The following is a 13194-nucleotide window of genomic DNA, read 5'->3' on the forward strand; positions in this document are numbered from 1 at the left end:
ACTCTGTCATATCTCCGGTAATATGGCGTCAGGCTTCATCAACAGAAAGGGGGCCTGACGCCTGAAAAAGTGAACAACAGACAGTGTTCGGATTATCAATATTCAGTTTTTAACGTTGAACTGGATTCATTACTGCGTTGTTTAAGAATATCCCGTGCCGAATCTGCCATTATCATGACAGCACCTGCCAGCATCAGAGTATCTTTCAATACCAGACGACCAGCACCGGATAAATAAGGGAAACCATGATGAGCATCACCCAATGCGGGTACCCATGCCTCCGGAGTGGTGATTAAAAATGAGAGTGTTACCAGCGGCGTGGTAAATGCCATCAGCCCACCCAATAAACCTAACCAGCGATTGACAGGATTAGCCAAAACCAGCAGAGCAATAATCACCTCCACGACGCCAAGACCGTTGGAAAAACCATAGGTATTATTAGCCGTTTGCCATGCTCTTGCTTCTGGTTTGTATTCGCCTTCGTGAGTCAGATACTGTTTATAGTCTTCCGGGTGTTCATAAAAGAACGACATTAGTGGACTGTTTGCGACGAATGGTGTAATGCTGTCTGCCTCGTAAGGGACAAACTTTAATAACCCAATCCACATAAAAACAATCGCAATGCTCAGACGAATCAATGTCAGGCCAATTTTATCTCCCCGACTTAACAGGTGCAGGTATCTTTCCATTGTAAACATCCTTATTTATACAATACTGCTGTTGCGGTTGAATTATTATCAATTCGCATCGATGTAACTTTCCAGGATGAAGCATTATATTTTCTGGCCATATCAGCAATGGCATTCTCAAGAACTGTCGGTGATGCTGATACTGATGAGACGCTGATATGTTTCAGAATTATTTTATCATCTGCATTGGTGGAAAATGCCATAACGCCAGATAATAGTGTTGCAAATAAAACAGATTTTTTAAACATATAAAATACCATCAATGAAGTGATTAAGAATTTATAAAGTAACAGGGAATTAATAAGATTCTTTTCTCTGAGACGCCAGAATATTTGTTCTGGCGTCTGATTTTGAGTTTATTTGACTAATGAAAATAGATCATTGAGTGATTCGCTCATCGACGGATGAGTAAATATCTGATCGCGTAATATGCTATAAGGCAGCCCGGCATCCATCACCATTTTCACTATATTGATCATCTCGTGGGAGTCAACACACAGCAGTGATGCCCCTAATATACGTTGGGTTTTATTATCAACAATCGCTTTTAATACCCCACGAGTATCATTCATCACTCTGGCACGCGGAATTGCAGCTACAGGCAATGTCACCACCTGAATATCAGCACCACTCTCTCTGGCCTGTTCTTCTGTCATACCAACCCTGGACAGTGGCGGTGTCATGAATACGGAATAAGGCACATTTTTCCGATCATCAGTACTACGTCTGCCTTCTCCCAGCAACTCATCACGCACAATGCGGTAATCATCCAGTGAAATATAAGTAAATTGCAGCCCGCCGGTAACATCTCCCATCGCCCAAATATTGTCTGCGGTGGTATGTAATTGCTTGTCAACGACAATTGCCCCGCGTTCGTTTACTGCGATACCTGCATTTTCTGGATGTAACGAAGCGGTAGCCGGTTGACGACCGGAAGCTATTAACAGTGCATCCACCGCCAGTTGGGCGTGTTCGCTATGCACTTGCACTTGATTTTCATGGTGACTGATTCGCTCCACATGGGCATTGAGGATTATATCGACGCCCTGATCGCGTAAAATCGTCGCGATATTATCAGCAATATCCCGATCTTCCCGAGGCAAAAACAGCGAAGCTGCCTCTAAAATGGTTACTTTGCTGCCAAAATTAGCGAACATAGAGGCGAACTCAACGCCAATATATCCGCCGCCCAAAATACCTAAATGCCCAGGCAATTCTTTTAGATTAAGTAATCCGGTGCTGTCATATACTCCTGGCGTGGTGGTAATTCCAGGAATTGGCGGAACCACGGTTTGTGCACCGGTATTAATAAAAATTTTCTCGCCATGAATTTCCAGATTTCCCTCAGGCCGATGAACACGCAGGCTATGATTATTGATAAACTCCGCCTGGCCGTCGATCACGTCGATATTGGGCATATCCGCAAGATTATGAAAATTCTTATTACGTAAAAAATTAACCACTTCATTTTTACGCTGTATGGCACGGACAAAATCTGTGTGCTGCTGTGCGTCATGAACCAATGTTTTGGTTGGGATACAGCCGATATTAATACAGGTCCCGCCATACATTGCATTTGATTGTTCGATGAGAGCCACACGCCAACCTGCTTTTGCCAGCGTGACGGCTAATGTTTTTCCAGCCTTGCCAAAACCAATAATAACTGCCTGATATTTATTCATGATGATTTCCTGTCGAAACGCGTTCATTTGACATCATGACTATAGACGCAAAAGAGCAAATAACATTTCTTCACAACGCTTGATATTTTGTCTTATCGTCTGGTATTTTCTTTTTCTTAATCAGAATCACAAAACAAAAATCATGATTAACTATTTGATGGTATTAGATTAATTATTGACTAAGATTGTTGGTGTTTGTAATCCAAAAACCACTCAGGAGTCTGATATGGATGCTCTTAGCCGTTTGTTGATGCTTAACGCTCCACAAGGAACGATCGATAAGAATTGCGTGTTAGGAAGTGACTGGCAACTTCCACATGGTGCCGGGGAGTTGTCGGTTATTCGTTGGCATGCGTTAACGCAAGGAGCGGCGAAGCTGGAAATGCCGACGGGAGAGATTTTTACATTACGCCCGGGAAATGTGGTCCTGCTACCACAAAATTCAGCTCATCGCCTGAGTCATGTCGATAATGAATCGACCTGTATTGTCTGTGGAACTCTTCGGCTGCAACATTCGGCGCGTTATTTTTTAACGTCTTTGCCGGAAACGCTGTTTGTAGCACCAGTGAACCATAGCGTGGAATATAACTGGCTGAGGGAGGCGATCCCGTTTTTACAACAGGAATCCAGATCGGCAATGCCGGGAGTGGATGCTCTGTGTAGCCAGATCTGCGCTACATTCTTTACCCTCGCGGTGCGTGAGTGGATTGCACAGGTTAATACAGAGAAAAACATTCTCAGTTTGCTTCTGCATCCACGTCTTGGTGCGGTAATACAGCAAATGATGGAAATGCCTGGACACGCCTGGACCGTCGAATCGCTGGCCAGCATCGCCCACATGTCCCGGGCAAGTTTTGCCCAGCTTTTCCGTGATGTTTCCGGAACCACGCCGCTGGCTGTATTAACAAAGTTGCGTCTACAAATAGCGGCCCAGATGTTTTCCCGGGAAATGCTCCCTGTTGTGGTGATCGCTGAGTCAGTAGGCTATGCCAGTGAATCATCTTTTCACAAGGCGTTTGTCCGCGAGTTTGGTTGTACTCCGGGAGAATATCGGGAAAGGGTGAGACAGCTTGCACCCTGAATAAAACCGCCAGAAATCAGGGCAAAGATAATCCGCATTCCGGGAGTTGTGAGCCTTTCAACTATTTCTATTTCTAACGGTGGTTTTGGGTTTTATATATTTTTTTGATGGACTCTAGCTCAGTTTTTAAATAAAAATGCAAACTAAATTGCTTCAATTAAATAAAATCCCGACTATTACTTGATGCGTGATTATTGTCGGTGATTTTTTTGTACACCATCAGTGTATATCTCAATAACCCCTGAATAAGTAGCTCTGAATAGGTATAAGGGATGTAGCCTTTTTAAATGGATTTCTTATGCCAAAAATGATCGTCGATTTCCCTATAAAATGTGAGCGATGCCGAAAGAAATAAAATTAGTTATTGCATTTGAAGTTTAGATGAAAGATTATCATTTGTCATACAAATGAGAGGTGGTATGTTGCTAGCCAATTAAAAAAGAACGCCATATTTATTGATGATTGATCCCCCGGAAGGAGGGAACCATCGGGCATAAATGGGCATGAAGTAATGGAGTATTAGTTGTGAATGTCAATTTCTTTGTCACCTGTATTGGTGACGCCCTGAAATCAAGAATGGCACGAGACTCCGTGCTGCTACTGGAAAAACTCGGCTGTCGCGTAAATTTCCCGGAGAAACAGGGATGCTGCGGTCAGCCTGCGATCAATAGTGGTTATATCAAAGAAGCGATTCCAGGGATGAAAAATCTGATCGCCGCACTGGAGGATAACGACGATCCCATTATTTCACCGGCTGGCTCTTGCACCTATGCCGTAAAAAGTTACCCGACGTATCTGGCGGATGAACCTGAATGGGCATCACGTGCCGAAAAGGTTGCCGCGCGTATGCAGGATCTCACCTCTTTTATTGTTAATACATTAGGGGTAGTCGATGTAGGTGCCAGTTTGCAAGGGAGAGCGGTGTATCACCCATCTTGTAGCCTGGCCCGTAAGCTGGGGGTGAAGGACGAACCACTTACGCTGCTGAAAAATGTGCGTGGACTGGAGCTGTTGACCTTTGCTGAACAGGATACCTGCTGCGGATTTGGCGGCACGTTCTCGGTCAAAATGGCCGAAATATCCGGCGAGATGGTGAAAGAAAAGGTTGCGCACCTGATGGAAGTCCGCCCTGAGTATTTAATTGGTGCTGACGTGAGTTGCCTGCTGAACATCAGTGGACGATTACAACGGGAAGGGCAGAAAGTCAAAGTGATGCATATTGCTGAAGTGCTGATGAGCCGCTGAGGATATAAAGATGTCGATCAAAACCAGTAATACAGATTTTAAGACACGCATCCGTCAGCAAATTGAAGATCCGATCATGCGCAAAGCGGTGGCAAACGCGCAGCAGCGTATTGGGGCAAATCGGCAAAAAATGGTCGATGAATTGGGGCACTGGGAGGAGTGGCGCGATCGGGCCGCCCAGATACGTGATCATGTTCTGAGTAATCTCGACGCTTATCTGTACCAGCTCTCAGAAAAAGTGACACAAAACGGCGGTCACGTCTATTTTGCAAAAACCAAAGAAGACGCCACCCGCTACATTTTACAGGTTGCCCAACGCAAAAATGCCCGGAAGGTAGTGAAATCTAAATCGATGGTGACCGAAGAGATTGGTGTCAATCATGTGTTGCAGGATGCCGGGATTCAGGTGATTGAAACCGATCTGGGTGAATATATTCTCCAGCTGGATCAAGATCCGCCCTCTCATGTTGTGGTCCCGGCAATTCATAAAGATCGCCATCAGATCCGTCGAGTGCTACACGAACGTCTGGGCTATGAGGGGCCGGAAACGCCTGAAGCGATGACCTTATTCATTCGGCAAAAAATCCGCGAAGATTTCCTCAGTGCTGAAATAGGTATTACCGGCTGTAATTTCGCGGTGGCAGAGACCGGTTCGGTATGCCTGGTGACCAATGAAGGTAATGCGCGAATGTGTACCACGCTGCCTAAAACGCATATTGCAGTGATGGGAATGGAGCGTATTGCTCCCACGTTTGCAGAGGTAGATGTATTGATCACCATGCTGGCGCGCAGTGCCGTTGGTGCACGTTTGACGGGATACAACACCTGGCTGACAGGACCACGCGAAGCGGGGCACGTTGATGGTCCTGAAGAGTTTCATCTGGTTATTGTCGATAACGGGCGTTCTGAGGTGCTGGCCTCTGAATTTCGGGATGTGCTGCGCTGTATTCGTTGCGGGGCTTGTATGAATACTTGTCCGGCATATCGCCATATTGGCGGTCATGGATATGGCTCTATTTATCCAGGGCCAATTGGTGCGGTGATTTCCCCGTTACTTGGCGGCTATAAAGATTTTAAAGATTTACCCTACGCCTGCTCTTTATGCACCGCTTGTGACAGCGTGTGTCCGGTGCGTATTCCGCTGTCAAAACTGATTTTGCGTCATCGTCGGGTGATGGCTGAAAAAGGGATCACCGCAAAAGCAGAGCAACGGGCGATAAAAATGTTCGCTTATGCCAATAGTCATCCAGGATTGTGGAAAGTTGGGATGATGGCTGGTGCTCATGCGGCAAGCTGGTTTATCAATGGCGGCAAAACACCACTCAAATTTGGCGCGATTAGCGACTGGATGGAAGCACGCGATCTTCCTGAAGCTGACGGAGAGAGTTTCCGTAGTTGGTTTAAGAAACATCAGGCGCAGGAGAATAAGAATGGATAATCGGAGCGAATTTTTGAATAACGTTGCTCAGGCACTGGGTCGCCCGCTGCGACTTGAACCGCAAGCAGAAGATGCGCCGCTTAACAACTATGCTAACGAGCGGCTTACCCAACTTACCCAACAACAGCGCTGTGACGCGTTTATCCAGTTTGCCAGCGATGTTATGTTGACGCGCTGTGAACTGACCAGCGAGGCGAAGGCGGCAGAAGCTGCAATACGTCTGTGTAAAGAGCTGGGAGATCAGTCGGTCGTGATTAGCGGTGACACGAGGCTGGAGGAATTGGGGATTAGCGAACGTTTGCAGCAGGAATGCAATGCCGTTGTTTGGGATCCGGCGAAAGGTATTGAGAACATATCACAAGCAGAGCAGGCTATAGTGGGCGTCGTATATGCTGAATATGGTTTAACCGAATCGGGAGGCGTGGTTCTTTTTTCCGCCGCCGGGCGCGGGCGTTCATTGAGCCTGCTCCCGGAATCTTCTCTTTTTATCCTGCGTAAAAGCACAATCCTGCCGCGTGTAGCGCAACTTGCAGAAAAATTGCATCAGAAAGCGCAGGCCGGTGAACGAATGCCGTCATGTATTAACATCATCAGTGGTCCCAGTTCAACGGCGGACATTGAGCTTATCAAAGTCGTCGGGGTTCATGGTCCGGTGAAAGCGGTGTATCTGATTATTGAGGATTGCTGAGAGAGATATGTAGTCTGGACATAAACCTGAAGGCGGTATACGAGGTTGTGAATAGCGTTAAGGACAACCTGACTTAACCCCGTTCCGTCATGGTTATGCTGCTCTTCTGTAAATATCCTGACATTAATAATGCCAGGATATTTACAGTTAAAAAGACAGGAATCCATTCCTGAAGACGGGCTCCCTTCCCGGTCACTGTCACTATAGTTTTATACAGGCACTCTCTGTCAGAATGCTGTTTATTACTGCCCAGAGTTTTGTTGGTATTCATCTACCATTTTTTTGACAAGGCAAAACATTACAGAAATCACAATACTTAGAAAAAATCCCAGAGCCAGGCAAATGGCAGCAGGGTATTTATTTTTTATTTCTGGTGAGCTTATAGTGACACAGCCATCACCGTTCGGATACAGTGACCAGTTCCTGGTCAGATATATCATTTTTGTATAAAGCTCACTGTTAATTGCTGAAGGCGTTTGTATCTCATCGAGAACTTGCCTGCCATTATGGTATTCTGACGTATACCATTTAATGATAGACGCCTGCACGCGAGATATTTCCGCTTCAGCAGTTGGTAAATCTCTCTTATCTCCTGACCATTCCAGCTTTATTTCTCTGTTCTTGACATCTGGGCTGGTCTGAAAAAATGTAGTAATTCGCTGAATAACATCTTCAGTCATTGTGGTCTGACAGGCAAAGTTATTATTGCTATCACAGCTAACAAGTATGCCTGGTGTTGTCTGATTTATTTTTAGGCTGTAACTCACTTTTATATTATCTTTATTGATATACAGAAACAACAGCACCATTGCCATACAGATAGCTATAATAAAAAGGATAACACGAATCTTTTTCTTCAGATAAAATAAAATCTCAATCAGATCGATATCCTGTTTGATTTGTTCATTCATAATATATCCAGAAAATGAAATCTGTCGCAGATAAGGTTGTATTAATAGTCTGTATCAGGAATGTTCAGGGTAAATATCAGCAAAAAGCCAGCATCATGAGTACTGGATATTTATAGCCTGCAGGCAGCATACTGCTGCCTGCAGGGGGTATAACAGTCGACAGGGGAACCGACTGCTTTATTCTTACCAGGTCACATTGATACCAACTACACCCTGTAGCGGGTTCTCAATGTCGTCACCTTTGGTGTAGTCAAGGCTTGCATATGCTCCCATGTTTTTGGTGATATCAGCCTGTACACCTGCACCCACGCGGAATGCTGCACCGTCAATGCTGGCATTGACAGACTCATCACCCAGACGGACTTTGTTGCCATCAGAGAATTCGTTCAGTGCGGCCAGATTCAGATAAGGTTTAACGGTCGCGTTGCCCACAGCGAAGTCATAACCCACGCGCGTACCGGCCTCACCCAGCACAGAGTTATAGCTGTCAGAATGAACGTCCACGCCGTTGAGTTGATAATCCACACCTTCCAGAGTCAGAGCAGACAGTTTGGCATATGGCTGAATAAACAGGCCATTACCGTCTTTCCATGTGTAACCGCCTTTAACCATCGCACCAAAACCATTGGTGTTAAAGTCAGCTTTGATGGTACCGCCACCATTCATCAGGCGAACATCTGCCGTGTTGCTGTAGTGACCAAACTGTGCAGCAGTATCAATGAAGATACCGTTGTTATACTGGCGGCTCAGGTAAGCGTGGAAGCTGTAACCTTCAGTGTCACCTTTGCTCTGCATGGTAGTCATGTCACCTTTCGCAGAAGACATCGCCACACCGGCCAGCCAGCTACCATCTTCAGTCATGAAGCGGGTATCACCACCCAGCATTACACCATTTACATCCAGGTCATAGGATGCATTTCCCGCGGTGGTATGTTTCTGTTTACCGCCAAAGTACTGAATCCATACGCCACCCTTGTCATTTTCGCTCAGACGGACAGCATCCTGACGGGCGGAGAGCGTGTCAGCCTGCAGATTAGCGACGTTAGCCGGAGCAGCTGCCATTGCCTGAATCACGGAGCTGGCGTTGGATGCTTTATGCGTGTTTTTTACGAAATAAAAGTTACCATCAGCTCCCTGTGTCAGGTCATATTGATACAGACCACCTTCCGTTGTGCCTGTGGCTTTTAGAGTGCTGTCTTTGCCGGTAGAAATAAATGCCGTTTGTTCATTGATAAGATCCAATGAACCCGCACTGTAAACACTCAAGTCACCGCTCGCTTTTCCGCTGATATCCAGAGTGTTTTCAGAAGAGGCATCAACAATCAGAGTGCCGTTTTGAGAAGCAAACGTGCCAGTATTGACTGTAGCCTTCGTGATATTAACCGTACTGTCTTTTACTGCCAGAGCATCAACAGTTGAGGAACCCGTAACATTCCAGACAGACCCGTTTTGCAGAGATACACTGGCATCTCCTGCCCCTGAAACTTTGCCTTTCCAGACTGAACTATCGGAAAGATTTATATCCAGATCACTACCCGCTTTATCGCCGCTATTGAGCGTATAAGCATTACCTTCCCAGTAAGAGCGGGCAACGTTCATATTTACATTTGTTGTGGTACCGGCTGAATTCTCGCTTTCAGAAAGGGCCAGGACATCAGAGTAGATGGTTGAATCAGCAACAGACAAATTTAAATTTTGCGTTGCTGAACCTGCGCCTTGTGCCGAAGCAGAGGCATAAATTGTTTGTTTATTATTAGCCGCCCCAATTATTGAGCCATCCTTAATATTCAGGTTGACTGTATGAATTCCCTTATTCTCCTTGGCAATAACTATTGTTTCAATCCCACCATTAATAATATTTGAGTCAGCAAGGGTGATGTTGTCGGTTGCATCACCGTCAAAACCCTGCAACAAATTACCCTTTTGAGCAAAAATTGCCGTAGAGCCGTTGCTGGAACTCTTATTACCTTGAGCATTTATGGTTGTGCCATTGAGCGTTAAATTATTTCCCGTGGTCGCTTCCAGAGATATACCTGTCGCACTACTTTTTTCATTTTTTGCAACAAAGTTACCGCCATTAACAACAACATCGCCAGTTGAATCAATGACCATTGCAGTTCGGACATAGGTACCTTCACCTTGAGCTGTGATGGTGGAGCCTGTAGCATTAATCACAACATTTTTGTCACCGCTAACTTTTACACCTTCAACGAAACCTTGGTCTACCGTTGATGTGGCGGTAATATCATGACCACCCAAAGTAACATTAAGGTCTTTATCTTTCGCATTAATTGTTGCGGCTGTAATCTGTGTAGTACCACTAATAACAACATCTTGTTCCAGAGTTGTCTTATCTTTATCCAATGTAACCGGTGTAGTTGATACCGCGTTATCAGCAGCGAATGCTGGTGCAGAAAGAGCCATAACAATAGCTGTCGCTAATGCGCTGCGGTAAAATGCCTTACTGTTTTTCATGAAGAAATTCTCCATTCTGGTAACTAATTTCAATTTCCCACTTATTTATATTTATGCAGAGATAAAGCCTGCGTCCCTGCATTTACCACCACGGAATACCTGTTGGTATTTCCGTTTTCACGCAATGTCATGGCATTCGTTGTTTCCAATGCATTTCCATCACCGTGAAAATTATTGCTGCTCAGCAGCAGGGCTTCCCGCAATGACATGCTGTCCGGTATCCCCCAACGCTTTTTTAGCGACTGCTCGGCAAGCCATATCTGTCTTATCCCCGTTTTGAGAAACTGCGCACTGTATTCCCAGCTGTGTCCGGCAAGAAGCAACGACAACACCTTCTTTTGCTTTTCCGGGAAGCGTTCTGACATGACGATTGTCTTTGTGCGGTTATTCACCTCTTTCATAAAGACAGAGTAACAGTCCATAACTGGCAAATTTTCTGCATGTTTCAGTCCTGAAAACCCACCAGAGGCATTTGCAATACTGATGACACGCTCTACTGACATTCCTGGTTTCAGTAACCTCAGGTTTTTGAGAACGCCAGAAATACTCACATCCGGTGGCAGAAAAAAGGGCGCGACGCACAACACCACCACGAATGAGTGATCCAGATAAAATCGGAACCACATTTCAGCGCATTCGGCAGGTCGCCCTGCCGATATCACGACACTCTGTGGCCTGTGCCGCAATTTATTGCGTAACTCCTCTTCTGTTCTTATGCAGGTAACATTGCCGACAGAACCGGTTGATAGAGCTGCGAACTGCGCTGGTACAATTCCTGAGGGACAGAAAAGAACGAAACGCATCCTTCCCTCACAGATGTCAGTACGCCAGCACGCTGTACAGGCTGTACAGCATGCCTCCCAATCCTGCAGCCCAGAACAGTAGAAATATTTTGGCTCCTACACTGTAGCGAGTCCGTGTGCGCCGCAGTGGGTGGTAGTAACAACGCTGCTGTGTCATAACAATCCTGGTCTTTTTTTAGATATATTTTTTCTTTGTCCGGAAAGTACTTTTCCGGAAATGGCGTCAGAATTTATTGATTCACCAACGGCAACTTTCTCTGGATAAAGGATTCCGGATACCATGTTCTGCACATACTGAGTGAGTCGATGAGCGGAATGTTGTCCGATATATTTTGCATGTAGCCGTATATTCCGTTTCACTCTGCTGTCACCGCATCCCGTATAGAGCAGCCTGAAATCGCTCAGTGTTCTCAGTCCAAGTTTCATTAAAGCCCGTGTGGCAATCGCATGCAGGGTCTTTGAACTGCGTTGTTCATAACGGGCAATCTCACTGAAACTCATGCCCTGCATCAGAATCTTAAGCACGCTCAACTCCCGTGCAGTCAGGAGCCAGAAATCGCTCATATCGCCGGGCAAAGGACGCAGTAACCAGCGGATAATTTGATTCTGATAACGACTCGCTGTCAGCATGGTGCCGATGCGTGGGAAGCCGTTATACAGACTTGCAGCAGGAGCATTATCGAACCAGTCGGAGTCACCGGTCAGGCAGACCTGCCATTGCCCGGCATCACTCCGCAAACGGGCGAGACAAGCCAGAAGAACCAACTCCCCCGAAGGAAGCGAAGGGATATCAGCTAACAGGTAGCCACAGGAGGTCTTTAAAACGAATTCAACCTCTGTAGTGACGTTGCTGTACACCCGCACGATATACCTGTCCGTTGGGATGAGAGACTCCAGTGCCAGCCTGGTGAACTGACAGGCACTGATAATAACCAGAGGCTTCTTCATTCAGACTCGTCCACGCCATTGCTACAAAACCTGACATTTTGATTCAAAATGTCAGGTTTGGTTTAATAGCCTGAATATTTAATTTTCTTGGAATATAAATCTAATTTGTTTGATTTTTATTGTTTTTAATTTTGTGTTATTTAACGATATGGGCGAAAGTTAATCACTGGTATGACCTTTGTGATTAATCATTTCAAATCATAGGGTTATTTTACTTTAGCTAGAAATATCAACATGTTATGTGTTTTATTTAATTGAATGGGCTGTTTTTTTATGGAAGAATTGAGGAAAACGTAGGAATCTGACATTTTGAATCAGAAGGTACTGTTTTAACGAGGCTTTTTTTTCCACACCCCTTTAAAACGAGCAGCATTACTGGCTGTGTATCTGACAGTATGCTGAATATTTCGATGACCCAGATAATCCTGAAGTAGTCGGGTATCGACACCATTGTCAGCCAGAGCAAAACCACAGGCATGACGTAACATATGAGGATGTGCTTTTACAGCTAATCCTGCACGTTTTCCAGCCTCACGAATGATAGAAAAAAAATGTTGTCTGCTGATAGGGCGGCGTTTCCGGGAGAGAAAAAGCCAGTCTCCTTCAACTCCGTTTTCAATTAACTTCCTCTGCTTAAGCCACAACTTGATCAAATTATATTCATCAGGAAGAAGAGGATGTGTTGTCGAGAAACCATTTTTAATACGCCGAATATTAAGTTGTTTTCCAGATGCATCAATATCGGATAAACGTAAATCAAGAAGTTCACTGGCCCTAAAACCGTGAATGAAAGCCATCATAATTAGACAGCGATTTCTTTCAGGAAAGGACATGCTCTGGGCTGCATCCATCAGCCTGTAGACTTCATCCTGTGTGAGATATTTTCTCGTCATACGCCACCGTGTACAGTTGTAAAAAAAAGAGAGGCACACCCAGATAAGTATGCCTGCAATCAGAACGTTATCGATGTAATCTCATTATCTCATTAATAAGATTTTTTGAATAGTAGTTCTACGCAACAGATTAAATATGAACTATTTATTGTGCAGCTTTTCTACAAGTCATTTTTAATGCGTATTTTTATCTACTATGATGTGAAAAAATAAATATTAAAACTATGAGTGACAGGTCGTGTGGGATGTGTATTACGTCTAATGTTTTAGTGATTTTTATTAGTTTTGAGATATTTAACATCATTTCCTGTGAGATCGTCTTGTTGTGTATCTAATTGATT

General features: G+C 44.9%; 12 protein-coding genes. 4 read left to right on the top strand and 8 right to left on the bottom strand.

Going from position 1 to position 13194, the window contains the following annotated elements:
- Positions 1 to 95: 95 nt before the first annotated feature.
- The 3 genes from rclC to rclA form a co-directional block, all read right to left on the bottom strand.
- The gene (gene rclC / locus ACJHX4_RS00555; RefSeq protein WP_001295800.1) at positions 96 to 689 is read right to left on the bottom strand and encodes a reactive chlorine species resistance protein RclC; all 594 of its coding nucleotides are present in this window, start codon (positions 687 to 689) and stop codon (positions 96 to 98) included.
- Positions 690 to 700: 11 nt separating this feature from the next.
- On the bottom strand, positions 701 to 937 hold the full coding sequence (gene rclB / locus ACJHX4_RS00560; RefSeq protein WP_000474088.1) for a reactive chlorine resistance periplasmic protein RclB: 237 nt from the start codon (positions 935 to 937) through the stop codon (positions 701 to 703).
- Positions 938 to 1045: 108 nt separating this feature from the next.
- Positions 1046 to 2371: a reactive chlorine resistance oxidoreductase RclA gene (gene rclA, locus ACJHX4_RS00565; protein ID WP_001046304.1), complete on the bottom strand. Its 1326-nt coding sequence runs from the start codon at positions 2369 to 2371 to the stop codon at positions 1046 to 1048.
- Positions 2372 to 2597: 226 nt separating this feature from the next.
- Between rclA and rclR the strand changes: the two genes are divergently transcribed.
- From rclR to ACJHX4_RS00585, 4 genes are all read left to right on the top strand, one after another.
- Positions 2598 to 3452, top strand: a complete 855-nt coding sequence (gene rclR / locus ACJHX4_RS00570) for a reactive chlorine-specific transcriptional regulator RclR (protein WP_001295801.1) — start codon at positions 2598 to 2600, stop codon at positions 3450 to 3452.
- A gap of 525 nt (positions 3453 to 3977) precedes the next feature.
- Positions 3978 to 4697, top strand: a complete 720-nt coding sequence (locus ACJHX4_RS00575; RefSeq protein ID WP_001102123.1) for a (Fe-S)-binding protein — start codon at positions 3978 to 3980, stop codon at positions 4695 to 4697.
- A 10-nt stretch (positions 4698 to 4707) separates the two neighbouring features.
- Positions 4708 to 6135, top strand: a complete 1428-nt coding sequence (locus tag ACJHX4_RS00580) for a LutB/LldF family L-lactate oxidation iron-sulfur protein (RefSeq protein WP_001295802.1) — start codon at positions 4708 to 4710, stop codon at positions 6133 to 6135.
- The gene (locus ACJHX4_RS00585) at positions 6128 to 6823 is read left to right on the top strand and encodes a lactate utilization protein C (RefSeq protein ID WP_001295803.1); all 696 of its coding nucleotides are present in this window, start codon (positions 6128 to 6130) and stop codon (positions 6821 to 6823) included. The genes ACJHX4_RS00580 and ACJHX4_RS00585 overlap by 8 nt, the downstream gene beginning before the upstream one ends.
- A gap of 242 nt (positions 6824 to 7065) precedes the next feature.
- Here ACJHX4_RS00585 and ykgH read toward each other — a convergent pair whose 3' ends face one another.
- The 5 genes from ykgH to ipbA all read right to left on the bottom strand — a co-directional run bounded on the left by ykgH (position 7066) and on the right by ipbA (position 12853).
- On the bottom strand, positions 7066 to 7734 hold the full coding sequence (ykgH, locus tag ACJHX4_RS00590; RefSeq protein WP_001005267.1) for a protein YkgH: 669 nt from the start codon (positions 7732 to 7734) through the stop codon (positions 7066 to 7068).
- Between the two features lie 183 nt (positions 7735 to 7917).
- Positions 7918 to 10209, bottom strand: a complete 2292-nt coding sequence (hyxB, locus tag ACJHX4_RS00595; protein WP_000798065.1) for an outer membrane autotransporter HyxB — start codon at positions 10207 to 10209, stop codon at positions 7918 to 7920.
- A gap of 41 nt (positions 10210 to 10250) precedes the next feature.
- Positions 10251 to 11012, bottom strand: a complete 762-nt coding sequence (gene hyxA, locus ACJHX4_RS00600; RefSeq protein WP_001213045.1) for a protein HyxA — start codon at positions 11010 to 11012, stop codon at positions 10251 to 10253.
- 153 nt (positions 11013 to 11165) lie between these two features.
- On the bottom strand, positions 11166 to 11960 hold the full coding sequence (hyxR, locus tag ACJHX4_RS00605) for a LuxR family transcriptional regulator HyxR (RefSeq protein WP_001295804.1): 795 nt from the start codon (positions 11958 to 11960) through the stop codon (positions 11166 to 11168).
- 329 nt (positions 11961 to 12289) lie between these two features.
- Positions 12290 to 12853 carry a tyrosine-type DNA invertase IpbA gene (gene ipbA, locus ACJHX4_RS00610; protein ID WP_001295805.1) on the bottom strand — a complete coding sequence of 188 codons (564 nt, stop codon included), beginning with the start codon at positions 12851 to 12853 and terminating at the stop codon, positions 12290 to 12292.
- Positions 12854 to 13194 lie beyond the last annotated feature (341 nt).

Origin of the sequence: Escherichia sp. WS2035 (assembly GCF_046487065.1) — a bacterium.
Taxonomy (GTDB): Bacteria; Pseudomonadota; Gammaproteobacteria; order Enterobacterales; family Enterobacteriaceae; genus Escherichia; species Escherichia coli.

Bases quoted from the DNA above. Each gene is read 5' to 3' on its own strand.
- hyxB (WP_000798065.1), bottom strand. From the start codon at position 10,209: ATGAAAAACAGTAAGGCATTTTACCGCAGCGCATTAGCGACAGCTATT.
- hyxR (WP_001295804.1), bottom strand. From the start codon at position 11,960: ATGAAGAAGCCTCTGGTTATTATCAGTGCCTGTCAGTTCACCAGGCTG.
- ACJHX4_RS00580 (WP_001295802.1), top strand. From the start codon at position 4,708: ATGTCGATCAAAACCAGTAATACAGATTTTAAGACACGCATCCGTCAG.
- rclB (WP_000474088.1), bottom strand. From the start codon at position 937: ATGTTTAAAAAATCTGTTTTATTTGCAACACTATTATCTGGCGTTATG.
- ipbA (WP_001295805.1), bottom strand. From the start codon at position 12,853: ATGACGAGAAAATATCTCACACAGGATGAAGTCTACAGGCTGATGGAT.
- hyxA (WP_001213045.1), bottom strand. From the start codon at position 11,012: ATGCGTTTCGTTCTTTTCTGTCCCTCAGGAATTGTACCAGCGCAGTTC.
- rclA (WP_001046304.1), bottom strand. From the start codon at position 2,371: ATGAATAAATATCAGGCAGTTATTATTGGTTTTGGCAAGGCTGGAAAA.
- ykgH (WP_001005267.1), bottom strand. From the start codon at position 7,734: ATGAATGAACAAATCAAACAGGATATCGATCTGATTGAGATTTTATTT.
- rclR (WP_001295801.1), top strand. From the start codon at position 2,598: ATGGATGCTCTTAGCCGTTTGTTGATGCTTAACGCTCCACAAGGAACG.
- ACJHX4_RS00585 (WP_001295803.1), top strand. From the start codon at position 6,128: ATGGATAATCGGAGCGAATTTTTGAATAACGTTGCTCAGGCACTGGGT.
- rclC (WP_001295800.1), bottom strand. From the start codon at position 689: ATGGAAAGATACCTGCACCTGTTAAGTCGGGGAGATAAAATTGGCCTG.